Annotated in this window: 25 protein-coding genes; 1 reads left to right on the top strand and 24 read right to left on the bottom strand. The window is 38.8% G+C overall.

The annotated features are described in order from the left end of the window. Positions 1 to 17: 17 nt before the first annotated feature. Entirely contained in the window at positions 18 to 2,081 is a 2,064-nt protein-coding gene (locus R4Z09_RS07365; protein WP_338451685.1) for a sigma-54-dependent Fis family transcriptional regulator, read from the bottom strand. Between the two features lie 152 nt (positions 2,082 to 2,233). Here R4Z09_RS07365 and R4Z09_RS07360 point away from each other — a divergent pair, with 152 nt between their 5' ends. After that, positions 2,234 to 2,494: a DUF2627 domain-containing protein gene (locus R4Z09_RS07360; RefSeq protein ID WP_338451684.1), complete on the top strand. Its 261-nt coding sequence runs from the start codon at positions 2,234 to 2,236 to the stop codon at positions 2,492 to 2,494. A gap of 81 nt (positions 2,495 to 2,575) precedes the next feature. Here R4Z09_RS07360 and R4Z09_RS07355 read toward each other — a convergent pair whose 3' ends face one another. The 23 genes from R4Z09_RS07355 to efp form a co-directional block, all read right to left on the bottom strand. Next, positions 2,576 to 3,316, bottom strand: coding sequence for a glycerophosphodiester phosphodiesterase (locus R4Z09_RS07355; protein ID WP_338451683.1), 741 nt, complete (start codon positions 3,314 to 3,316; stop codon positions 2,576 to 2,578). 138 nt (positions 3,317 to 3,454) lie between these two features. Then, entirely contained in the window at positions 3,455 to 4,246 is a 792-nt protein-coding gene (gene spo0A, locus R4Z09_RS07350) for a sporulation transcription factor Spo0A (protein WP_338451682.1), read from the bottom strand. Positions 4,247 to 4,665: 419 nt separating this feature from the next. Next, positions 4,666 to 5,952 carry a SpoIVB peptidase gene (gene spoIVB, locus R4Z09_RS07345; protein WP_338451681.1) on the bottom strand — a complete coding sequence of 429 codons (1,287 nt, stop codon included), beginning with the start codon at positions 5,950 to 5,952 and terminating at the stop codon, positions 4,666 to 4,668. A 187-nt stretch (positions 5,953 to 6,139) separates the two neighbouring features. Further along, positions 6,140 to 7,831, bottom strand: coding sequence for a DNA repair protein RecN (gene recN, locus R4Z09_RS07340; RefSeq protein WP_338453221.1), 1,692 nt, complete (start codon positions 7,829 to 7,831; stop codon positions 6,140 to 6,142). 212 nt (positions 7,832 to 8,043) lie between these two features. Further along, positions 8,044 to 8,493, bottom strand: coding sequence for a transcriptional regulator AhrC/ArgR (ahrC, locus tag R4Z09_RS07335; protein ID WP_338451680.1), 450 nt, complete (start codon positions 8,491 to 8,493; stop codon positions 8,044 to 8,046). A gap of 87 nt (positions 8,494 to 8,580) precedes the next feature. Beyond that, positions 8,581 to 9,426 (bottom strand): TlyA family RNA methyltransferase, encoded by an 846-nt coding sequence (locus tag R4Z09_RS07330; protein ID WP_338451679.1) that lies wholly within the window; start codon positions 9,424 to 9,426, stop codon positions 8,581 to 8,583. A gap of 3 nt (positions 9,427 to 9,429) precedes the next feature. Continuing rightward, on the bottom strand, positions 9,430 to 11,322 hold the full coding sequence (dxs, locus tag R4Z09_RS07325; RefSeq protein WP_338451678.1) for a 1-deoxy-D-xylulose-5-phosphate synthase: 1,893 nt from the start codon (positions 11,320 to 11,322) through the stop codon (positions 9,430 to 9,432). Positions 11,323 to 11,587: 265 nt separating this feature from the next. After that, a complete protein-coding gene (locus R4Z09_RS07320; protein ID WP_338451677.1) occupies positions 11,588 to 12,475 on the bottom strand; it encodes a polyprenyl synthetase family protein in 888 nt (295 codons plus the stop codon). Positions 12,476 to 12,478: 3 nt separating this feature from the next. Beyond that, positions 12,479 to 12,712 carry an exodeoxyribonuclease VII small subunit gene (locus R4Z09_RS07315; protein ID WP_338451676.1) on the bottom strand — a complete coding sequence of 78 codons (234 nt, stop codon included), beginning with the start codon at positions 12,710 to 12,712 and terminating at the stop codon, positions 12,479 to 12,481. Positions 12,713 to 12,717: 5 nt separating this feature from the next. Continuing rightward, positions 12,718 to 14,058 (bottom strand): exodeoxyribonuclease VII large subunit, encoded by a 1,341-nt coding sequence (gene xseA, locus R4Z09_RS07310; RefSeq protein WP_338451675.1) that lies wholly within the window; start codon positions 14,056 to 14,058, stop codon positions 12,718 to 12,720. Between the two features lie 37 nt (positions 14,059 to 14,095). Beyond that, positions 14,096 to 14,485: a transcription antitermination factor NusB gene (nusB, locus tag R4Z09_RS07305; RefSeq protein ID WP_338451674.1), complete on the bottom strand. Its 390-nt coding sequence runs from the start codon at positions 14,483 to 14,485 to the stop codon at positions 14,096 to 14,098. A gap of 183 nt (positions 14,486 to 14,668) precedes the next feature. After that, positions 14,669 to 15,076 carry an Asp23/Gls24 family envelope stress response protein gene (locus tag R4Z09_RS07300; protein WP_338451673.1) on the bottom strand — a complete coding sequence of 136 codons (408 nt, stop codon included), beginning with the start codon at positions 15,074 to 15,076 and terminating at the stop codon, positions 14,669 to 14,671. Between the two features lie 17 nt (positions 15,077 to 15,093). Then, positions 15,094 to 16,449 (bottom strand): acetyl-CoA carboxylase biotin carboxylase subunit, encoded by a 1,356-nt coding sequence (accC, locus tag R4Z09_RS07295; RefSeq protein ID WP_338451672.1) that lies wholly within the window; start codon positions 16,447 to 16,449, stop codon positions 15,094 to 15,096. 17 nt (positions 16,450 to 16,466) lie between these two features. Continuing rightward, positions 16,467 to 16,976 (bottom strand): acetyl-CoA carboxylase biotin carboxyl carrier protein, encoded by a 510-nt coding sequence (gene accB, locus R4Z09_RS07290; RefSeq protein WP_338451671.1) that lies wholly within the window; start codon positions 16,974 to 16,976, stop codon positions 16,467 to 16,469. Positions 16,977 to 17,194: 218 nt separating this feature from the next. Next, positions 17,195 to 17,758 (bottom strand): SpoIIIAH-like family protein, encoded by a 564-nt coding sequence (locus R4Z09_RS07285; RefSeq protein ID WP_338451670.1) that lies wholly within the window; start codon positions 17,756 to 17,758, stop codon positions 17,195 to 17,197. Further along, positions 17,759 to 18,424 carry a stage III sporulation protein AG gene (gene spoIIIAG, locus R4Z09_RS07280; protein WP_338451669.1) on the bottom strand — a complete coding sequence of 222 codons (666 nt, stop codon included), beginning with the start codon at positions 18,422 to 18,424 and terminating at the stop codon, positions 17,759 to 17,761. After that, a complete protein-coding gene (gene spoIIIAF, locus R4Z09_RS07275) occupies positions 18,421 to 19,047 on the bottom strand; it encodes a stage III sporulation protein AF (RefSeq protein WP_338451668.1) in 627 nt (208 codons plus the stop codon). The genes spoIIIAG and spoIIIAF overlap by 4 nt, the downstream gene beginning before the upstream one ends. Before the next feature lie 11 nt (positions 19,048 to 19,058). After that, entirely contained in the window at positions 19,059 to 20,258 is a 1,200-nt protein-coding gene (gene spoIIIAE, locus R4Z09_RS07270) for a stage III sporulation protein AE (protein WP_338451667.1), read from the bottom strand. Between the two features lie 92 nt (positions 20,259 to 20,350). Continuing rightward, entirely contained in the window at positions 20,351 to 20,734 is a 384-nt protein-coding gene (gene spoIIIAD / locus R4Z09_RS07265) for a stage III sporulation protein AD (RefSeq protein WP_338453220.1), read from the bottom strand. Positions 20,735 to 20,754: 20 nt separating this feature from the next. After that, positions 20,755 to 20,961, bottom strand: coding sequence for a stage III sporulation protein AC (gene spoIIIAC / locus R4Z09_RS07260; RefSeq protein WP_009794945.1), 207 nt, complete (start codon positions 20,959 to 20,961; stop codon positions 20,755 to 20,757). 19 nt (positions 20,962 to 20,980) lie between these two features. After that, a complete protein-coding gene (gene spoIIIAB / locus R4Z09_RS07255; RefSeq protein ID WP_338451666.1) occupies positions 20,981 to 21,496 on the bottom strand; it encodes a stage III sporulation protein SpoIIIAB in 516 nt (171 codons plus the stop codon). Position 21,497: 1 nt separating this feature from the next. Further along, positions 21,498 to 22,421 (bottom strand): stage III sporulation protein AA, encoded by a 924-nt coding sequence (gene spoIIIAA, locus R4Z09_RS07250; RefSeq protein ID WP_338451665.1) that lies wholly within the window; start codon positions 22,419 to 22,421, stop codon positions 21,498 to 21,500. Between the two features lie 193 nt (positions 22,422 to 22,614). Continuing rightward, complete coding sequence (gene efp / locus R4Z09_RS07245; protein ID WP_338451664.1) at positions 22,615 to 23,172, bottom strand: elongation factor P; 558 nt, start codon at positions 23,170 to 23,172, stop codon at positions 22,615 to 22,617. Positions 23,173 to 23,342: the final 170 nt, after the last annotated feature.

Raw genomic sequence — 23,342 nt, 5'->3', positions numbered from 1 at the left:
TTGCACATATATGAAATTTATTGCATGCTAATATTTGCAATTTTTAACTTTTCCAGCTTGTAATATAAGTTTCTAAGCGATAAGCCAAGTTCTTTTGCAGTCAAAGTTTTGTTACCACCGTGTTTATTAAGAACCATGGTAATAATCTTTTTTTCATACTCCTCTACCATAGACGCTAATGAACCCTTTAAGATTAAAACGTCCTCCTCATTTTCTTTCATCGGTAATGCGGTATGAAGATCTAATAGATGATCCGCATCGATCAGCGATTCATTATAATTCATGAAAATAATCGCCCTCCGCAAAATATTATCCAGTTCCCGGACATTGCCAGGCCAATCATAAGCCTTGAGTCGGGCTAATGCCTGATCAGTCAGACCTTCGATATTACGGCCATATTCTTGATTGATTTTTTCGATTAAGCGTGAAGTTAAAACCTCGACATCCTCTTTACGCATTCTTAGGGCTGGAATATGAATCGGCATTTGATTTAATCGATAAAATAAGTCCTCTCGAAATGCCCCGTTTACCATTCCCTTTTCCAAATTGACATTAGTTGCGGCGATGACACGGACATTTAAGGAAATCGGTTTTGTCCCTCCCACCCGGATAATTTCGTTTTCCTGAAGAACTCTTAATAATTTCACTTGCGTACTGATTGTTAATTCCCCAATTTCATCGAGAAAGATACTGCCATTATCCGCTTCTTCAAAAAGCCCCCTTTTCCCGCCGCGTTTCGCGCCGGTAAAGGCACCTTCTTCATAACCAAATAACTCGCTTTCAAGCAAGGATTCATTCAAAGCAGCGCAGTTTACACGAATGAACTTATTGTATTTTCGGTCACTGGCATTATGGATTGCATGAGCAAACAATTCCTTCCCAGTTCCGGACTCTCCGCGAAGCAATATCGTTGCAGGTGTTTTTGCAGCCAATTTTGCCTGTTCAAGTGCAATCTGCATAACTTCGGAAGCTCCGACAATGTCTTCAAACGAATATTTTGCTTCCAGCTTACGGATTATTTGCCTTGCCCGGTGCAGCTCCCTATTTAAATTTTTAATTTCCGACACATCATGGATCACACCAACACTGCCTTTTAATTTTCCATCAACAATAATAGGGGCCCCATTTACAATTACCTCTTTTTTATAGGGTCCTACTCTCATCGGCACTCCTCGTACCTCTCTCCGCGTTTTTAGAACCTTCATATGTACACTTTCACCTTCAACAATATCGATTGTTGCCGGTTTTCCAATCACTTCTTCTTCCTTTAATCCTGTAATTCTTGAATAGGCTGGATTGATCATCATCCCAACCCCATGTTCATCAACAACGGAAATGGCTTCATTACTGGAATGAAAAATAGCTTCTAGCTTTGTTTGAAATTCTTTAAGATCAGTTATTTGCTCTGCCAAGTGTACCGCTTCTGTTATTTCTTTAAACACAGCCACTGCTCCTATTAAAAGCCCATGTTCATCAATTATCGGTATTCTCGTAGAAATAATTTTTAGGCCATTGTCTAACAGTACCTCCTGATTGGTTTCAACCTTTCTTGTCCGCATAACACGCGGCAGCAAGCTTGACGGAATCACCTGTCTAATATGCTTTCCGACAGCTTCATCCTTTGATTTTCCAATCATATTTTCAGCGCTTTTATTAAGAAGGATGATATTCTCATCATGATCAATGACAACCATGCCATCATTCGTTGAATTGAAAATTAGGTTATACTTATACGTTTCATTCTGTATTTTTTTTATAAGTCTTTCTTTATCTTTAAACAGTTTAACGAGTAAAAAAGCAACACTTCCTGGTATTAATACCGTTTCTTTACCAAAAGCACTTCGCAAATTGGTAGAAACCTCATTGTTACCTGTAACTTCAATAATCATATCGATTTTCTTGTCCTTAAAGGAACGCCAATCCCCATCCGTTCTTAACCCTTTTTGACGGGCCCATTTCAATCCTGGCGCTTCCGGATTTACATCGATTACTGCCTCTATTGTAAGTGCCGCTGATTCTTGAATAATTTGCAAGATTGCCAAACCGCCTCTTCCAGCTCCAACTATCATGACTGTTTGCATATTTACTTCCTTTCTATGCAATTTTTTTCTTACAAAATTATTATTATGAAAATTCTTTCATATTCCTATTGTAATGTTAACCATTGTTCTTGACAAATCGCCTCAATGATTTATGATTTTTATATACAAGTGAATGAAGGGATTATTTCGTTATGAACAGAATCGTAGCACTGGTAATACTATTAATTCCTGGAATTATTGCGGCAATTGGCGTAAAGCTAATGAGAGACATGGTCTTTAACATCCTGCATCAGCCTTTTCCTTTTCTATGGCTGCAATTTCTTGCCGGCATATTAATGTTTCTCATCGGAATTTGGTTTATTGCAGGTTTTATCCTGCACAGGGATCGCAAGAGAAATAAGGTACAATCCCGTTTTCAAACAAATAATAAAAAAGATGAAAACATAAAATAAGAGACCTTTCAAAAGGCGAAAACTTCAACCATTTCTGAAGCTGCGCCTTTTATTTTTGGAATGGTCTCTTTTAACTTTGCTTTATTTCGATTCTTTTTCTAGTCTATGTCTGACTCGCAGTGCTCTAACTGGATCATCCGTTATGATAGCAGAGCAGCCTAATTTAATAAGATGGGCCATATTTTTTTCTTTATTTACAGTATAAGGTCGAACGGAAATTCCATATTGTTCTGATTGCAGAATCACTTCATCTTTCAGCGTTTTATACTTTGGGTGTATTCCCTTTGCACGAATGGATTCAGCATACACCCACGGCATATACACGACTTGTCCCATCAGTGGAGCTGTTTCTATTTCTGGTGCCATACGATAACAATGGACAATACTATAATGATTAAAAGAAGAGAGGACTATTCGTTTTTCCAGCTTGTACTCACGAATGAGTTCGATCACCTTCTCCTCCATCCCCTGATAAGGAAATATTCCATTCTTCAGTTCGATATTACAGATCATTTTGTTTCCTGTTAACCATTCCAAAACGTCCCGCAGTGAAGGAATAGGCTCCTTTTTTAGATTCGTTTTTACCCTAAAACCGGCATCCAGTCTTTTTAAATCACTATAAGAAAGATCCTTCACATAGCCCCTGCCATTTGTTGTCCGATCCACGCTTTCGTCATGAATAACCACCACTTCTCCATCCTTCGATAATTGGACATCAAGTTCAATTCCATCAGCACCTGCTTGCTCTGCTTGTTTAAAGGCAAGCATCGTATTTTCTGGATACAGTGCAGAATAACCTCTATGAGCGAAAATTAATGTCATTATAGATTCCCTCCAATAAAGGACTTTTCTATTTAACCGATTCCTAAATAAAAGGTCTAATTTCATTCATTCCGGTATTGTATATATATCCGGATTAAATGAAATCAGACCTTTTTTCAAATCATAATTCTAGCCCTTTCAAGAAGCTCGATGCTCCAGGCGCAGCTTATCCGCAACCATGGCAATGAACTCACTATTGGTTGGCTTTGCTTTTGTCATAGAGACTGTGTAGCCGAATAAAGAAGAAATAGATTCAATATTACCTCTGCTCCAAGCTACTTCAATAGCATGGCGGATGGCACGCTCAACCCTGCTTGCAGTTGTATTATATTTTTTTGCAATATCTGGATATAAAACTTTTGTGATCGAGCCTAATAATTCAATATCATTATATACCATGGAAATGGCTTCTCTTAAATACATATATCCTTTAATGTGCGCAGGTACGCCGATCTCATGAATAATACTTGTAATACTTGCATCCAGATTTTTTGGCTTCGCTTCTGTTTGAGTCCGATAGCCTCCGGTTGCTGGTTTTCTTAACACGGAAGTGGACTTTCCGCTTACTTGACGAATATGGCTGGCTAAATGCTCCATATCAAATGGCTTTAAAATAAAATAAGAAGCACCTAATTCCACTGCTTTTTTCGTCACATCTTCCTGACCAAATGCTGTTAGCATAATAACATTTGGAGTAGGCTGTTTATCCATTTCACGTAATTTCCCAAGCACAGCAAGTCCGTCTAGGTGCGGCATAATAATATCAAGAACCAGAACATCCGGCGTTATATTTTCAAGCATATCAAGGCAATCTTGACCATTATGAGCTACACCAGCTACTTCCATATCTTCTTGAGAATCAATAAATTCCTCTAACAAATTAACTAGTTCGCGATTATCATCAACTACACATACATTTATTTTTTTCACTATTTGTTTCCTCCTAATCCCTTATTTCTCATTATCCCATATTAAACGTGCAAGAAAAACGTCTTTGTTCGAAAGCATTATGTTTTTTGTATATATTTATATTCTAAATGAGAAATTCGACAATGCAACCGAAAATCCTTTTCATTTTTTATTTTTTCTAAATAAATCATTAAAATCATTATTTTTCTTTTGTTTTCTCACGTTTTCGACTTAATTTGATGCTTTCTTGTGAATTTGTCGAAAAATCTTTATTTTACGGTAAAAAAGGCGGGAAGACACCCGCCTTTTCGTTTAATCTAGCTCCAGCGCCTAGCCCCTCTTTGGTCTAGCCAATCCGTCAATAAGGTTAAAGAGCAACCTTCTTGACGGCTCGTCCTATGCTATACCTGAGGCTGAGCAGGCGCTTCCGCTTTTTTGTTTTATGAAGCCTTTTCCTGCTGCTTCTCGTAAATATCGATTCCTGCCTCATTTAGCATCCATTCCAAATGAACACCATATCCCGAGGTTGGATCATTAACAAATACATGTGTAACTGCCCCAATTAACTTTCCATCTTGTATGATTGGACTGCCGCTCATTCCTTGAACAATTCCACCAGTCTTCCCAAGCAATTCTTGATCGGTTACCTTAATGACCATCCCCTTTGTTGCCGGGAATTTTTGCGGAATTGTACTAACAATCTCAATATCGAATAACTTTACTTCATCATCTTCAACTACTGTTAATATTTGCGCCGGACCCTCTTTTACTTGATGTGATAAAGCAATCGGAAGCGGCTCATCCATAATTCCATTTTTTATGCCATGATTTAACTCGCCGAAAATACCATATGGACTGTTTCTTTCGATATTTCCAATTACTTCTTTATCAGATGAAAAACGCGCTAATTTTTCCCCTGGATTCCCATTGCTGCCTTTTTCAATTGAAGTGACAGTGGATTTTACGATCTGCCCATCATCAACAACAATCGGCTTTTTTGTATCCATATCGGAAATGACATGACCTAATGCGCCATATTTTTTCGATTGTGGATGATAGAAGGTCATCGTACCAATTCCTGCAGCGGAATCACGAATATACAATCCAAGCTTATAATTTTCTTCCCCTTTCTCTTTTTGCGGCATTAGCTCGGCTTCAACCTTCCCATTTTCCCTTGTAAGCATTATTTTTAGAGGCTCCTTTTTTTGCCCTGCTTCTTGAACAAAGGGAGCCACATCAGACATTTTTTCGATTTTCTGTCCATTTATTTCTGTAATAATATCGCCTACTTGTATACCAGCTAATTCACCCGGCGATACCTTTCCTTCCTCTGTTGACACTTGATGGTGTCCGACAACGAGGACACCAATTGTATTTAATTTTACTCCGATTGACTGGCCTCCAGGAATTACTTTAAAATCCTTTAGAACATTGACATCAACCTTTTTTACCGGAAAACCCGCAAGTTCCAAAAACATTTCACTTTTCCCTTGTTCTTTTGCCTGCAATGAGACTGATTGATGATCTTGACTAAGGGCAACAATAGAATTATCCGAAGATAAAGCGGATACTGGAACCGCTTTAGATAAATCAAGCTTTTGACCTTCAAATAGCGTTATATGATTTGGAATATGAAGATATTCCTGAACTGGTTTCATAAAACATATAGCAATTAATGAAACAAGGAGAATTCCACCAATTAGTTTTCTATAGAAGTCTTTCCTCAAAACATTCACTCTCCTCGCTTCTAGTCCAACCCGTCTTAATGGCTACATCATTAATTTTGCCTGCAAATAGCACATTTATAACCGAGCCGTCAATAAAAAAAATGTACACATAGGAAATAAATCGCAGTATAAAAAAAAAGAGACCTCAAAATACAAAAAAACACGGAAGCCAATCGGCTTCCGTAGTTTATTGGAGAACTTTACTATTATGTGCTAATAACAGTAATTCCTTTGCATGTTCCTTTGTTAAATCTGTGATTTCTGCACCTGAAATCATACGGCCAATTTCTTTAATTTTTTCTTCCTCGCTAAGCGGTGTAACCTTTGTTTTTGTACGGCCGTCCTGCATTTCTTTCGCAATATATAAGTGGGTATCCGCCATCGCAGCTACCTGCGGTAAATGAGAAATACAAAGAACCTGGGAATCGATAGACACATGATGAATTTTCTCGGCGATAGCTTGTGCTACCCTTCCGCTAACTCCCGTGTCAACTTCATCAAAAATAATGGAGGTAACCTCTTGATGTTTGGAGAAAATACTCTTTAAGGCGAGCATGATTCGAGAGAGCTCACCACCTGAGGCGATTTTTGATAAAGGCTTTAATGGTTCACCTGGATTTGTAGAAAGATAAAATTCTACATGATCCAATCCGGCTTTTGAAATAAATTTTTCCCCGCCTTCAAAGCGTACTTCAAAAACGGTTTTTTGCATATACAACTCTTTTAATTCAGCATGAATGGAATCAGTTAGCTTTTTGGCAAACTTCTTTCGTAAATTACTTAGTTCATTTCCTTCAACCATTAAATCCTTTTTTAAGGATTGAAGTTCTTTTTGCAGCTGCTCAATATGTGTTTCTTTATTTTGCAGTTTTTCTAATTCTTCTTCAATTTTTGCCCCATATTCTAAAATGGCTTGAATTGAATTTCCGTATTTTCGTTTCAGCTGATTAATTTCATTCAATCTGTCTTCAATGATACTTAATCGTTCGGGGTCGAATTCGAGATGGTCTAGCTCCGATCTCATTGATTTTGCTGCATCTTCCAATAAATAATAACTATTTGCGATCGATTCAGCAAGACCTTGATACTCCGGGTTTAGAGCAGCTGCTTCTTCCATCTGACTCATGACAAGACTAATCCAGTCCAGCCCTTTTTGTTCGCCTTGGAGGGCATTATAGCTGGCATGAACAGCCTCGTAAATACGCTCAAAATTCGAAAGACGTTTTTTCTCTTCCCAGAGCGCTTCATCTTCATTTAATTGCAAATTTGCCTGCTGGATTTCGGAAAGCTGAAACTGTATTAAATCAAGACGATGGGCCATTTGTTGTTCATTTTCATTTAAACTTTTTAATTTCCTGATCGTTTGCTCATAGGCATGATAAATATTACTATATTCCTCTAATGCAGAAGCGATTTTGTTTTTTCCATATTGATCTAAGAGTGACAGATGTCTGGATTCATCCATCAATTCCTGGTGCTCATGCTGTCCATGAATATCAACTAATGTGCTGCCAATTTCACGCAGTGTTGAAATGGTAACCAGTTTACCATTTATTCTGCAAACACTTTTACCGCTTTTTGAAATTTCACGTCTTAAAACAATCATCTCATCTTCAATCTCAATCCCTAATTCACTTGCTTTCGTATGTACAGGATGTGCGGCTTTCTCAATTTGAAAAAGCCCTTCAATTTCGGCACGGGCTTCACCATGCCGGACAAAATCAGAAGAACCTCTTCCGCCAACAAGTAAATTAATAGCATCAATAATAATGGATTTGCCTGCACCTGTTTCCCCTGTTAATACGGTCAAACCTTTTTCAAATGAAATAGAAAGAGCTTCAATAATAGCAAAGTTTCTAATCGATAATTCACTTAGCAAGTCTTCCACCTCTTTCATCCAAATCATTAATCAAATTCGCCTTGGTGAATTTGCGCCCGGATTTTATCGAGCTTGCTCGATAAATTTCCTTTAAAAATCCGTGGCATCCGCCGGAGGCTTAACTTCATTCAGCCAATGTTTGAACTCCACTCTAAAATAGATAACTATCTCACATTACAGCACTTATCAAATCCCAGGTCTGCTGAATGAAGTTAAAGCAATTCAAGAAAACGATTTGAAATGGTTTCTGTATCTTCTTCGGTTCGGCAAATAATTAATATCGTGTCATCTCCACTTACGGTTCCTAATATTTCATCCCATTCGAGATGATCTATTAAAGCTGCAATAGCCATAGCATTACCCGGCAGAGTTTTCATAACTAGAAGATGACTGGCTGAATCAATTCGAACAAAGGCATCAATTAAATTTCTTTTTAATTTTTGCAGCGGATCAAATCGCCGATCAGCAGGAAGACTATATTTATAACGTCCATCGGTTAAAGGAACCTTTATTAAATGAAGTTCTTTAATATCCCGTGAAACGGTTGCTTGTGTCACATTATATCCTGCATTTTTAAGCGCTGCGACTAAGTCGTCCTGTGTCTCAATATCATTATTTGTTATGATCTCGCGAATTTTAATATGTCGTTGGCCTTTAGTCATTCTCTCACCTCTTGTACCGTTCCCGTTCAATCTATCCCTCTTATCTTAGCTGATTTTGTCTTCTTTCTCAATAAAGAGAATGAATAATTATTCATTCTCTTGTTTTTCTTTCGTTTTTAATTTGGTATGTGCATTTTCGACAACATCCATGGGAGTTATCTTTAATTCATTTTCTCCCTGCTCCTTTTGACCAGACCAACATACGTGTAGCAAAAATTCGATGTTTCCCTCTCCCCCAGTTATTGGAGAAAAGGATAGGTTTTTAACATCAAAGCCTAACTGGAGGGAGAAATCGATCATCGATCCAATGACACTTTCATGGACTTTTGGATCTCTGACAATCCCTTTTTTACCAACCTGCTCTCTACCTGCCTCAAACTGCGGCTTGACTAGTGCCACCACATCACTGCCAGGAACTAACAATGTTTTTAGAACAGGTAGTATCAGCTTTAAGGAAATAAATGAAACGTCTATAGAGGCAAAGTTCGGCATTCCTAAAGGAAAGTCACTTGGAGTAACATAACGAAAATTCGTCCTTTCCATGACAACAACCCGTTCATCCTGCCTAAGCTTCCATGCCAATTGATTATAACCGACATCTACTGCATAGGACATAGCTGCTCCATTTTGGAGGGCACAATCGGTGAACCCTCCTGTTGAAGCACCGATATCAAGCAAAATTTTATCTTTAATATCTACCTCAAAGACCTGTAATGCCTTTTCTAATTTGAGACCGCCCCTCGAGACATAGGGGAGTGTTTTACCTTTCACAGTAAGCTTAGAGTCTGCGGAAATTTTTTCTCCAGGTTTGTCTAGACGTGTTTCTTCACAATAGACAATTCCCGCCATAACGGCTCTTTTGGCTTTTTCTCTTGTTTCAAACAAGCCTTGGTCGACCAATAAAACATCTACACGTTCTTTCTTACTTTTCATTTTTCATGCCCTTTTTTGTTTTTTTATAACCATCGTATTAATTTTCTTAACTACTTCTTCTGTTGTTAAGCCAATTTCTTCCCATAAAATTTTGACGCTTCCATGTTCAATAAATTGGTCAGGGATACCCATACGGCAGATTTCTGTATCATGAAATCCATTGTCATGAACAAATTCCAGCACGGCACTTCCAAATCCACCTTGCAGTACTGCCTCTTCAATCGTCAAAATCGGGATATTTAATTGAAGAATGGAAGTTAATAATTTATTATCTAACGGCTTAATAAAGCGAGCATTGATAACTTTAACTGAACTTCCCTGCTTCTCTAATCGGGCAGCAGCTTCCATTGCCATCGGGATTGTCGTTCCAAAGGTTAGAATGGCGGCATCATGGCCTTCCTTTAATACTTCCCAAGATCCAATTGGAATCTCCTTAAATGTCTCATCCATTGGGACACCAAGACCATTTCCACGCGGAAATCTTAAGGCAATCGGACCAGCATCATATTGGAGTGCGGTATAAACCATATGCTGACCTTCATTTTCATCCTTAGGAGACATGATTACGATATTTGGCAGATGTCGTAAAAAAGCGATATCAAATACTCCGTGATGGGTTTCACCATCCGCTCCAACAAGTCCAGCACGATCAATTCCAATAAATACATTTAGATTTTGACGGCAGATATCATGGACCACTTGATCATACGCTCTTTGTAAGAATGTCGAATAAATGGCCAAAAATGGTTTCATCTTTTGCGTTGCCAGACCTGCCGCGACTGTCGCCGCATGCTGTTCTGCAATTCCCACATCAAACATCCGGTCTGGGAACTCAGATGCAAATCCCTCCAGTTTCGATCCAACCGGCATAGCAGGTGTTATCGCAACAATTCTCTCATCTTCTCTTGCTATTCTTCTTACTGTTTCACTAATAACTTTACTCCAAGCTGGCGGAGAGTTAACCGGTTTAAGAAAATCACCTGTTTCAATTTTGTAAGGTCCTGTACCATGCCAATTACCCGTACGGTCACTTTCTGCAGGATCATACCCTTTTCCTTTTTTAGTCAGGACATGAAGTAAAATAGGTCCCTCTGTTTTCTTGGCATAGTTAAGATTATCGAATAAATCTTCATAATTATGTCCGTCAACAGGGCCCAAATACGTAAAGCCTAATTCTTCAAAAAAGACACCAGAAACTAATAAATATTTTAAACTATCCTTTACGCGTTCCGCCGTTGATGCTAGTTTTCCGCCTACTGCAGGAATTTTCTTCAGCAGCATTTCGAGTTCGTCCTTCGCCCACTGATACTTTCCAGCAGTACGAAGCCGCCCGAGTACACTATGAAGCGCACCGACATTGGGAGCAATGGACATTTCGTTATCATTCAAAATCACAATCATATTTTTCTTTTCATCGCCGATATGATTTAAGGCTTCTAAGGCCATACCACCTGTAAGCGCCCCATCTCCAATAATCGGAACTATAAAAGATTTCTCTTTTTTTATATCACGTGCGATTGCCATACCCATGGCAGCCGATAAAGAGGTTGAACTATGACCCGTTTCCCAAACATCATGCTCACTTTCAGCCATTTTTGGGAATCCACTCAGCCCATTATATTGGCGTAATGAATCAAAATCCTTTGCCCTGCCTGTTAATATTTTATGGACATATGATTGATGTCCAACATCCCAAATCAATTTGTCCTTAGGACTGTTAAACGTTTTATGGAGTGCAATGGTTAATTCGACCACTCCAAGATTCGGGCCAATATGACCGCCAGTTACAGAAAGCTTACTAATTAAAAATTGGCGTATTTCCTTACTTAGTTCCTCCAATTCTTTAATAGAAAGTTTCTTAAGAAACGAGGGGTCTTTAATATCTAATAGATCCATTTTGTGGATCACTCACTTTCATTTCAATTTATTTCATAAACCATGTCGAACCTTTTTCCCGAATCAAAAAAGGATATGACGTCCAAGTCAGTTCAGTTATTTCGATATAACATTAGATTACATTATCAGAACGGATTTTCCAAACGATTTTCGTAAAAAGCGTATAGTTCCCGCCTAATATTGAAAAAATAACCGCTAGCACATATAAAGTGATAACGGTATTCTCTCGTAAAATTCACATTAACCTAATGTAAGAACGATTATGTTAATACTTTCTATTTTCTACTAAATCTGTAATTTCCTGTAGTAATTGTGTATCTTTATTTATTTTCAATAAGTAATCCTTTGCCAACTCAATCTGCTTCCAAAGTTCATCCTGAGCTCCTTTTATGCCAAGCAAGGATGGATAGGTCGTTTTATGGTTCCCTACATCACTTCCTACCGGTTTTCCGATTAGCTCTTCATCTCCATCAATATCAAGAAGATCATCACGAATTTGAAACGCCAGACCTAAATGATGGGAAAAACGCTCGAGACATTCCCATTCCTCTTCACTGACAGAAGATAAAATTGCACCGGCTAATACGCTGCCTGTAAGCATTTTACCGGTTTTATGAATGTGAATATATTCCAGTTCTGCAAGATTCAATTCCTTTTCTTCCCCAAGCATATCTGCTACTTGTCCAGCAACCATTCCTTCTGCACCAGAACTTTGCGCTAAAAGCTGAACTAAAGCCAGCTTCGCATCCGCTGGAACATCCGGTGTTTCTGCCATAAGTTGAAAACTATATGTCAAGAGAGCATCACCAGCGAGGATCGCATTCGCCTCACCGAAAACTTTATGATTTGTTGGCTTCCCTCTTCTTAGATCATCATTATCCATACTTGGTAAATCATCATGTATTAATGAATAGGTATGAACCATCTCAATCGCTGCCGCAGCATTCAAGCCAATCTCTGGATCTTTTTGAAAAGCATGAAGAGTTGCAAAAAGCAATAGCGGTCTTATTCTTTTTCCACCCGCTTCAAGTGAATAATGCATCGCATCCTTAAGGACCTCGGGAGCCTCTAGTCGATCAATACTTTTTCGTAATTGATCTTCAAGCAGTTGTTTATATTTAGTAGAAAAAGTATCCAAATGTAGGCTTGCCAACACTTACTCCTCCTCTTGAATAGAAAAGTTTTCTTTATGACCATCTGCTGTCAAGATTTGTGTCAGCTGCTCTTCAACGTTTTTCAGCTTATCATGACATAGCTTTGATAATTCCATTCCTTTTTTATAAATAGAAATGGCTTCTTCTAACGGGACATCGCCTTCTTCAAGTCTCTCTACTATCGTTTCTAATTGTTCCATTGCCTCTTCAAACGTTATTGTTTTTTCCTCAGCCATCTACTTCACTCCTCTTTGTCAGTCACGCTGCACGTTAGCGTCCCATCTGACAGTTTGATCCGAACTGTTTCATTTATCTGTACCTGCTTTGTGCTTTTTAACAGCTTGCCATCATCACTATAAGCAAGGCTGTAGCCGCGGTCCATTATTCTTAATGGACTTAAAGCTTCCAGCGTCGACACTAAATTTGAAAAATCAGCCTCTTTTTTGGAGAGAATTGACATCATCGCCTTTGTTAATGATTTAATGGATTTTTCATACTGTATCGTTGCTTCCTGCAGTTTTGCATCAGGATGATTTCGAGTCAGCCTTCTTTCCACTTGCTCCAGCTGAGCGCTTTTGACAGAAAATAGCTTTTGGGAATTGTATACCAGCTCTTCTGTCCTTTTGTCCAGCTGCTCTAGTTTCTGCTCATACAGCCTTTGCGGGTATCGAAAAGCATATGACTTCTCAATACGTTCAAGCTTGCTGCTTTGGCGGCTTAGCTTCTCTTTGATTGCGCGAATTAAACGGGTTTGTCTTGTCAGGACCCTTTCAACCCATTCATCAACATGCGGAACAGCCAATTCGGCTGCACCGGTTGGAGTCGGCGCTCTGAGATCGGCAACAAAATCCGCAATGGTAAAATCCGTTTCATGACCAACTGCAGATATAATGGGAACCTTCGAATCATATATAGCTCTTGCTACCACTTCTTCATTGAATGCCCATAATTCCTCTATAGAACCGCCGCCTCGTCCAATAATTAAAACATCTACTTGGTTTCCACTGTCATTCGCCTGTTTAATGGCTGATACAATCGAAGGGGCAGCCTGTTCACCTTGGACTAAAGCAGGAAAGATCAATACTTTTGCAATAGGGTAACGTCTTTTAATTGTCGTTATGATATCTCGAATCGCAGCACCTGTTGGGGAAGTAACGACACCGACTGTATTTGGAAACTTTGGCAGGCTTTTTTTATGTTCTTGGGCAAACAGCCCTTCTTTCGCAAGCTTTTCTTTCAGCTGTTCAAAAGCTAAATAAAGATCACCAATGCCATCCGGCTGCATTTCCTTAACATAGATTTGGTATTGTCCGCCCGACTCAAACACGGTCACATTGCCGCGTATCAATACCTTCATTCCATTTTCAGGTGAATATTTCAACTTTCTGTTCGCACTCGAAAACATAACAGCCAAAATTCTGGCTTTCTCATCCTTTAACGTAAAATACATATGCCCGCTGGAATGCTGCTTATAATTTGATATTTCCCCTTTTACATACACATCTTGAAGATGGGGGTCAGCATCAAATTTTCTTTTTATATATTTAGTTAACGCCGTAACCGTTAAAAAACGCTGCTCCATCTTTCTAACTCCTTATCTGAAATGCGCTTAGCTGGACTTAAAAAGAGCTTTTCACTTTTGAAAGTACTCCGTTGATGAACTTACTTGATTGCTCATCACCATAGATTTTCGCAATTTCAATTGCCTCATCCATTATAACATTTGCCGGCACATCATCTTGACAATAAAGCAATTCATAAACCGCTAATCTTAATATATTGCGATCAACATTAGCTAGGCGGTCAAGTGACCATTTCTCTAAATGTTTAGAAATGACATCATTTATTTCTTTCATGTGATCCACAACACCGTTCACAAGTTTGATCAAATAGGGATCGTTTGGCTCTCCTTCGAGTACATGTTCCAATGCATCATCAATTGTTGGTTGACTCATTTCAATTTGAAAGATTGCCTGTAAAGCCTTTTCTCTAGCTGTTCTTCTTTTCATTACGATCTGTAACTCCTTTAGTATGTAATGTGTAAACACTTAAGTACTCTCTGTTTATTATGACTCACTATCATATCCATTTTTGCATAACACGATAATAGCATATCTGGAACGTATTCGCACTTCTATCCGGAAGTTATAAATAAAAAAATACCAAAGACATCATGTCTTTGGTATTTCTGATTACATTTCGTCTTCTATTTCAGTTTCTTGGTTACTATTTTCAAACTGGATTCCTACCACATGAACATTTATCTCTACTGTTTCTAAGGCAGTCATATCTAATAAAGCCTGACGAATATTATCTTGGATACCTTGTGCAACACTTGGAATGGAAACACCAAATTTCATTACACAGTATACATCCACTTTGATTCCTTCTTCAAGCAATTCGACCTTGACACCTTTTCCATGATTCTTTTTTCCTAGACGTTCCACGACTCCAGAAGCAAAATTGCCTCTCATTTGTGCTACACCTTCGACTTCAGATGCAGCGATACCGGCGATTACTTCGATAACCTCAGGCGCTATTTCCACTTTACCAAGATTATTGCTGCCTGGACTCATTTCTAGAATGTTGTTTACGCTCATAATGGTACCTCCTATTATTACACTGATTTCATCACATCATGTAATTCCAAGAACTTTGTATTAAACTCGCCGTTCACGAAATTTTCATGGTTTAGCAATTTAAGATGGAATGGAATCGTCGTATGAACGCCTTCGATTACAAATTCACTCAAAGCTCGTTTCATTCTGGCAATGGCTTCCTCGCGAGTTTTTCCATATGTGATAACTTTTGCAATCATTGAATCATAGTACGGAGGAATCGAATACCCTGGATAGGCTGCTGAATCAACACGTACACCTAATCCACCAGGTGCTAGATACATATTAATCTTCCCTGGTGAAGGCATAAAGTTCTTTTCAGGGTTTTCTGCATTCACCCGGCATTCTATAGACCATCCATTAAATTCCACATCTTCTTGCGTTAGACTTAACTTTTCACCGGAAGCTACTAAAATTTGTTCCCTAATTAAATCCGTACCAGTTACCATTTCAGTAACGGGATGCTCTACCTGAATTCGTGTATTCATCTCCATAAAATAAAACCTGCGATTGCGGTAATCATAAATAAATTCTACCGTGCCTGCACCTGTATAATCAACTGCCTTTGCAGCTTTTTTCGCTGCATTTCCCATTTCTTCACGAATTTCTCCATCTAATGCTGGTGATGGAGTTTCTTCAAGGAGCTTTTGCAGTCTTCTTTGAATGGAGCAGTCTCTTTCACCTAAATGAATCACATTTCCATAATTATCAGCTAATACCTGTATTTCTACGTGCCGAAAATCTTCTATATATTTTTCAAGGTAAACACCAGGGTTTCCGAAAGCAGTCATAGCTTCTTGCTGTGTTATGTTGATACCCTTGACTAACTCGTTTTCATTACGTGCAACGCGGATACCTTTTCCGCCTCCGCCGGCAGTCGCTTTTATAATCACAGGATACTCAATTTGATTGGCAAGTTCAATTGCTTCATCAACCGTATTGATTATTCCTTGAGAACCAGGAACGATTGGAACACCCGCTTCTCTCATTGTTTCACGGGCAACATCTTTTGTCCCCATTTTAGAAATGGCTTCTGGGGTTGGTCCAACAAAGATAATATTACAATCACGGCATAATTCAGCAAAATCCGCATTTTCTGCTAAAAATCCATATCCGGGATGAATGGCATCACAGCCGGTTTTATTCGCAACACTAATAATGTTCGTCACATTAAGATAACTGTCTTTTGAGGGAGTCGGTCCAATACAATAGGCTTCGTCCGCCAGTTGAACATGCAGTGCTTCTTTATCCGCTTCCGAATAGACAGCTACTGATTCGATCCCTAGTTCACGACAAGCACGAATAATTCTTACCGCTATTTCTCCTCGGTTTGCAATCAACAATTTCTTTATCATAATTTTTGTGCAACTCCTTATTCAGGCTTCACTAGGAACAACGGTTGACCAAATTCTACCAACTGTCCATTTTTCACTAGTACTTCTACAATTTCGCCTTCCACTTCTGCTTCAATTTCATTAAATAACTTCATGGCTTCAACAATACAAACAATCGAATCTTTTGAGACCTTTGAACCTATTTTTACATAAGCATCTGCATCAGGTGTTGGTGATTCATAGAAGGTACCTACCATTGGTGACGTAATTTTATGTAAATCAGTTGCAGCTTCAACTTCTGCTTCCGGTTGAGCTTGTGTTTGTACTGCTACCGTTTTTTCAACCGGTACTTCTTGAACAACAGGCTTTTGCACAACCTCTGCTACTGGTTTTTCTACAGATTGTTCTATCGTTTTAACTACGCTAACTGACCCGCCCGTATTCTTTTTCATTTTAATTTTGGAGCCATCGTGTTCAAAACTAAATTCCTCAATCTTAGAGTGATCAATTAGTTTGATTAATTCTCTGATTTCTTGCACCTTTAACATGTTAAAATGCCCCCTGTTTTAATTATCGCCCATTTTAGGCAGACCATAAATTTCTTAAGCAGCCATATGTAACCAGATACTAATATCATACGATAAGAGCTGATAAAAAAACAACATTTTATGGTCTTCACTTTATTTTCGACATTTATTGCCAACTTCCTCTAAAAAATTCAAAAAAGAGGGAAAGTTCTATACTTTCCCTCTTTTCCATAAATTAGTTATTTAGCCGTTTGAAACTCGACAACAGCATGAAGAGGACCCAATTCACTTCTAACTGTTTGAATGATTTTATTTGCTTCTGCTCTCGATTGTTTTTCAGCTTTAACTGTAATATTTACTTGATCACCATCAGCACGGACAAGAACATCTTCATAATTCATCGATTTAATTAAGGTTTCAAGCAATAATTCCTTCTGTGCAATCTCATTTAACTCATCCATTTGCTCTTTTGCCTCGCTGCGGTCCTCAACTGGGAGATCAGTGGAAGCAATTCTTTTCGTTAAATCTTCTTTCATTTGACTGCGTTCATCCTGCAGCTGCATACGAAGTGTTTCAAATGCCTCATCACCGGCAGCATTTGTGATAATTTCAGCATCCTCTTTTGCACCACTGGAAACTGCATCGTCTGCATTATTCTTATTTGTCTCCTCCGTACTCTTCTTCTCCTCAATGGCCGCTAATTCATTCTGCTGCTGCTCTGGTGATGTGAGATAATAGACGGATAAGACTACCACTAAGCTTAGCATTGTTAATAACCATACCGTTTGTTTCTTTAATAACATTTACGAATCCCCCTTCGTCTTTTTCGGTAACACTGACACCCGATGTTCCGGCACGTCCAGTGACCTCGTTACAGCCTCTTTGATCCATTTTTTCACTTGGATATTCTCAGCACCTTTTGCAACCACAAGGACACCGCGAATCTCCGGTTTTTTCGTTTCTATTACAATCGGAACTTCCTTTTCACCATCCTGGATGATGACAAGCTGTTCATCCGTTGAAGTATCCTCCACTTTTCTCTTCCCGCCTTCACGATCCGTTTCATCTGTCACCTGTGTCTGTGTTTTAGTATTTGTTTCTAGAACCTTCTCCTCTGTTGAGTCTACGTTAACGACAACGGTAACATCACTGACACCAACAATCGCATCTAAAGCCTCTTTTATTCGAGTCTCATAGGCTTGTTCATATTCTTCTATCATACTATTACTAGCTGATTTGCTTTGACCAAATGTTTCAACGTCCTCTTTTTGCTCTTCATTGTTATTAAACGCCGGCAATTCCTTTCGTGTTGTTCCATCGTTTATAAAAAAATTTCCAACAAGCATGATGCCTGCACCAAATAAAACAACCAGAACTAAATAGGGATACTTTCCCTTTTTATTCTCACCCTGTTCTTCTTTTGAGAACTGCTTTTTCAACCATGAGAAAGGTCCTTTTTCCTGTTTCATTCCGCTGACTTGCCCCCCCTTTCTATCTGAAGCTCAATTAATTTGTCATCAATACTCCATTTTTCTGAAAGGAGCCGGATTATTTTTTTGTTATTTTCTGCTTTTGTTTTCGGTACAGGCGGTTCATCTGTATTAATTTCCACAGTTTTCACCGCTTCAATTGCTTCTGTTGCTTCACTTGGTTCCTGCAGCTGTATGACTACCTTTTGTAGATTCTCAGGGAAAGGGCGTTGATCATCTTCATCTACTAATAAATTAAGATCTGTAATCACTAACCCGTGTTGATCCATCAACTCCTCCTCTGCGTCCTCTTTCAACTGGACAGCCATTTGTTTTAAAATATATGCATCTTGTGAGGCTTGTATTTCATTTTTCTGTGAATCTATTAAATTTTTTATATTGTTCTCACCCGTATCTTCCCATTCCGGGATGGAAGCCATCGTTGCCTCGAAGTCCTGTGAGATTAATTTAAAAATAGGTGTTAAAATGATCGCAATTAACAATAAACCAATAACCATTTTCGTATATTTTTGAAACTTCGAATTTGGGAGCAGCATGTCAATCATCATGGCAAATAGTACAAATAAAATAATATTCGTTACCCATTCTTTAATAAATTCCATGCAGCACCTCCCTACCTAACCATAATGGTTAAATTCCCGGCAGCAACAATCACTGTAATACTTAAAAAGAACATAAGGGATACAATTGAAAGAGCGGCAAACACATAAATGATGCTTTTCCCGATAATATCGAGACACTTAATGATAGGGCCCCCGCCTAGTGGCTGCAGGATCGCTGCAGCAAATTGATAAATAAGCGCAACGATCAATATCTTTAAGGCTGGAAAAGCAACAATAATCAGTAAAATCGCAACACCGGCTATTCCAACTGTATTTTTTAATAATACGGAAGCACTCAGTACTGTATCTGTTGCATCAGTAAACATCCTGCCAATGACCGGAATAAAATTGCCGGTGATAAATTTTGCGGTCCTTAGAGCAATGCCGTCTGTAACGGCTGCGGAAGCACCTTGGACAGAAATGACCCCAAGAAATATCGTGAAAAATAAACCTAAGAGGGCAATGCTTCCATTTCGCAGCAGGTTGGCCAACTGTGTTACTTTGTACTGATCACTTAAGGCACTGACAACACTTAATAGCGTTGCAAGAAATAATAATGGCAATACAATATATTGAATAAAGACTCCGCTCATATTCATTAAAAACAAGATAATTGGGTGAAAAAAGGCCGCGGATACAAGCCCCCCTGAAGCAGCAATTAATGCAAGTAACAAAGGGATTAAAGCCATAATAAAACTGGTCATCGTCTGAATTGCCTCGAGTGCATAGGTAACTGCGACATGAAAGCTGTTCAAAGCTATGATGACTAACACCATGAAAATAACGGCATAGGCTACTTTACTGATGGTCCCACTTTCAAAAGCATTTTGTAATGACTGTAAAAACATACTAAAAACAGTCAGCATCACAAGAGTTCCAAGAAGCTTTCCATTAGCAAGAAACTCATGAAATGTATATTTCAAAGCACCGTTGAACCATTCTTTAAATGAAAATTCTTTTTCACCTTTTACGAAATCATAAAGACTTCCTTTTTGACTTTCTGGCAAAAATCCTCCGTACTCATCCATAATGTCCTCCCAAAAGCCTTTCAATTCATCCAAATTTAATGATTCCAATTGGGTATCAACCATGTCCTGAATTCCTGACTCTACCATTGGATTCTCTTCCTGTGGTGATGCTTGTACACTAGGGATGAGGAGAAAGGACGCGACAACATAGAATAGGAGAATAATAGATAACCGCTGCTTCATTGCTTTCACCTCTCAAGAAATGCTTGGGGTTCCTATACGCTCAACCTCCAAAGAAAACAGTGGTGACATTCATTTCTCTCTTAAGCAGTAAATTAATTCGGGATCAAACTAATGATGGTTTCAACCAATACTGTCAAAATCGGGATCGCCATTGCTAATATCAAAATCTTTCCTCCCAGCTCGATTTTTGAAGCAATTGACCCTTGCCCGGCATCCTTCGAGATTTGGGAGGCAAATTCTGCAATATAAGCGATTCCGATAATTTTTAATATCGTTTCTACATAGATAGAATTGACTCCAGCATTGAGGGCCATCTTCTCGATCATGGAGATAATCGCATAAATTTGATCGACTAAAAATAAGAAAATCGCACATCCAGTAAAAACAATCAGTAAAAAAGCAATATTCGGTTTCTGTTCTTTTATAATTAAAGCAAGGAAGGTGGCTACAAGCGCAATTCCAATTATTTGAAAAATCTCAATCGCAGATCCCCCCTCTATCCTTGAAATAGAAAGACCGATTTAATTTTTTGAAAAAGATCGTCCACAATCGATGCAACCATAAATAAAATGTAGATAAAACCAAACAATGTAACCCATTGGGCATATTCCTTTTTTCCAACCTGGTCAAGGATTGTGTGTAAAAAAGCAACGACAATCCCAACCCCGGCAATTTTAAAAATAATATCAACCTCAAGACCCATCGTATTTCCCCCTCATTAGCTACATTAATAAAATGCTTAGTAATAGACCTGCTAGAAATCCAATACTTTTGACCATTTTTTCATACCTGGTTTGTTTTTCGCGTGCTTCACTTTCTTCTCTTTCCAGGTGGGTCAAAGTGAGCAAAATTTGTTTCTGCTGGGAGATCCGATCATGTCGCCCGAGCGTTTCTCCAAATTGCTTCATAATTTCAAATTCATTTTTCTTAAATGCTGTTTGACCCCAAACCTCCTTCAAGCTTCCTTCCCAGGCATCTCGGACAATCGTTTCTGATTCAGTCAATTTATGAGCAAATCTCGAAAAAAATTGATTTAATGGGCCTGGGAGCTGTGCTGCTAATCTCTTTGAAGCCTCATGAAGAGGAGTATGGCCATACATAATTTCTGCCTCTAATGATTGCAATGCTGTTTTTAAAACGCGAAGCTGCCTGGGTCTTTCCGATAATTGTTTAGCCGCTTCAAACCCTGTCCAAGTCGTTGCAAAAATAATCAAGATCGCACCGATTATTTTTATCACATCAGTTCACTCTCACTTTTGACCTTAACTCCCTGCCATCTTGATCCATAATACTTGTAATGGTGCCAGGTCCGTCATTTCGACTTAGGATTATAAAGCGTTGAAATATCCCTTCTTGTAAAATGGCTTTTAACGTTGGACGTTTCTTAATCTCATCAAATGAGTCACCATGTGTCGTCATCATAAGCTTGATCCCGGCATTAACTGCCTCTAGAATGGCTTCTGTATCCTCTTTCCTGCCAATCTCATCCACAATGAGTACATCTGGACTCATTGAGCGGATCATCATCATCATTCCCTCTGCTTTCGGACAAGCGTCCAACACATCAACCCTGGGTCCAAAGGACATTTGCGGAATCCCTGCAACACATCCGGCGATCTCCGAACGTTCATCGACAATTCCGACCTTCGATGCTTTAAACCTGCCATTTGCATCACCGCTAGAAATGATGCGGGCAATATCCCTTAACATCGTTGTTTTGCCTGTTTGCGGAGGACCAATAATCATGGTATGAAGCCAGTTCCCTGTATAGATGTCTTTTATTAGCTTGTCAGCAATACCAATCTTTTCATTCGCAATCCGAATATTAAAGGATGAAATATCTTTAATCGCTTTTACTCTGCCTGATTCAAGCACAACCTTACCTGCCAGTCCAACCCGATGGCCTCCCTCAATGGTAATAAACCCGCGTTTTAGTTCCTCTTCGAGGGCATATAAGGAGAAATGACTAATTTTATTTAGTAAATGAACAGCATCGTCCGGCTGGACAATATAGGAAAAGAACCGCGCAGTACCTCTTGCGGATATTTCCAAAGGCCGATTAACCCGGACACGAATTTCTTCAATTTCTTTCATTTCGAAAGGAGGGATTTGCTTTATTTGATTGGAGATATTTTTAGGTAAAAAGGATAGAACTGCTTCCACTTTGACTTTCCTCCTCTTTTTCTTGAATGAATGGCACTCATTAAAATGTATGCCTGCTTGGCCGCAATATGACCTTGTTTTATAAGAGTTCTTTTTTTAGGGAGAAGGAGAAAACATTTTTATTTTGAAGAACATAAAAAAAGCAACAGCCTTTTTAGGCCGTTGCTTTTTGTGTTCTTCTATTTAAATATGATTAAGCTCTTGAAACATAGCTTCCATCAGTTGTGTTGATGATTAATCGATCTCCTTGGTTAACAAAGAACGGTACTTGTACAGTAAGACCTGTTTCAAGTGTTGCAGGCTTTGTACCGCCTGAAGCAGTATCACCTTTAATTCCTGGTTCGGTTTCCGTTACTTCTAATTCAACTGTGTTTGGAAGTTCAACACCGAGAGTCTCACCTTGGTATAACATAATGTGTACTTCCATGTTTTCTTTTAAGAATTTTAATTCATAGTCAATTGCTGCAGCTGATAACTCAATTTGGTCATATGACTCTTGGTCCATGAATACATGTTGATCACCATTTGCATATAGGTACTGCATTCTACGGTTATCAATTTGTGCTCTAGCTACTTTTTCACCTGCACGGAACGTTTTTTCCTGGATAGCCCCTGTACGTAAATTACGAAGCTTTGAACGAACAAACGCTGCACCTTTACCTGGTTTAACGTGTTGGAAATCAAGGACACGCCAGATTCCTCCGTCTACTTCAATCGTTAAGCCTGTACGAAAATCGTTAACTGAAATCATATAAAAAAATCCTCCTAAATAATCAAATTCGCCCCCGCGAATTTGCGCCCGGATTTTTATCGAGCTTGCTCGATAAATTTCATCTAAAAAATCCGAGGCATCCGCCGGAGGCTTAACTTCATTCAGCAGGGAGTGAACCCATACTGAATTAGATAGCCTATTCGCAGATA

The sequence above is a fragment of the Niallia oryzisoli genome, from assembly GCF_036670025.1.
Taxonomy (GTDB): domain Bacteria; phylum Bacillota; class Bacilli; order Bacillales; family Cytobacillaceae; genus Bacillus_BD; species Bacillus_BD oryzisoli.
The sequence above is the reverse complement of the archived record's forward strand: the minus strand, read 5'-3'. Positions and strand labels throughout refer to the sequence as shown.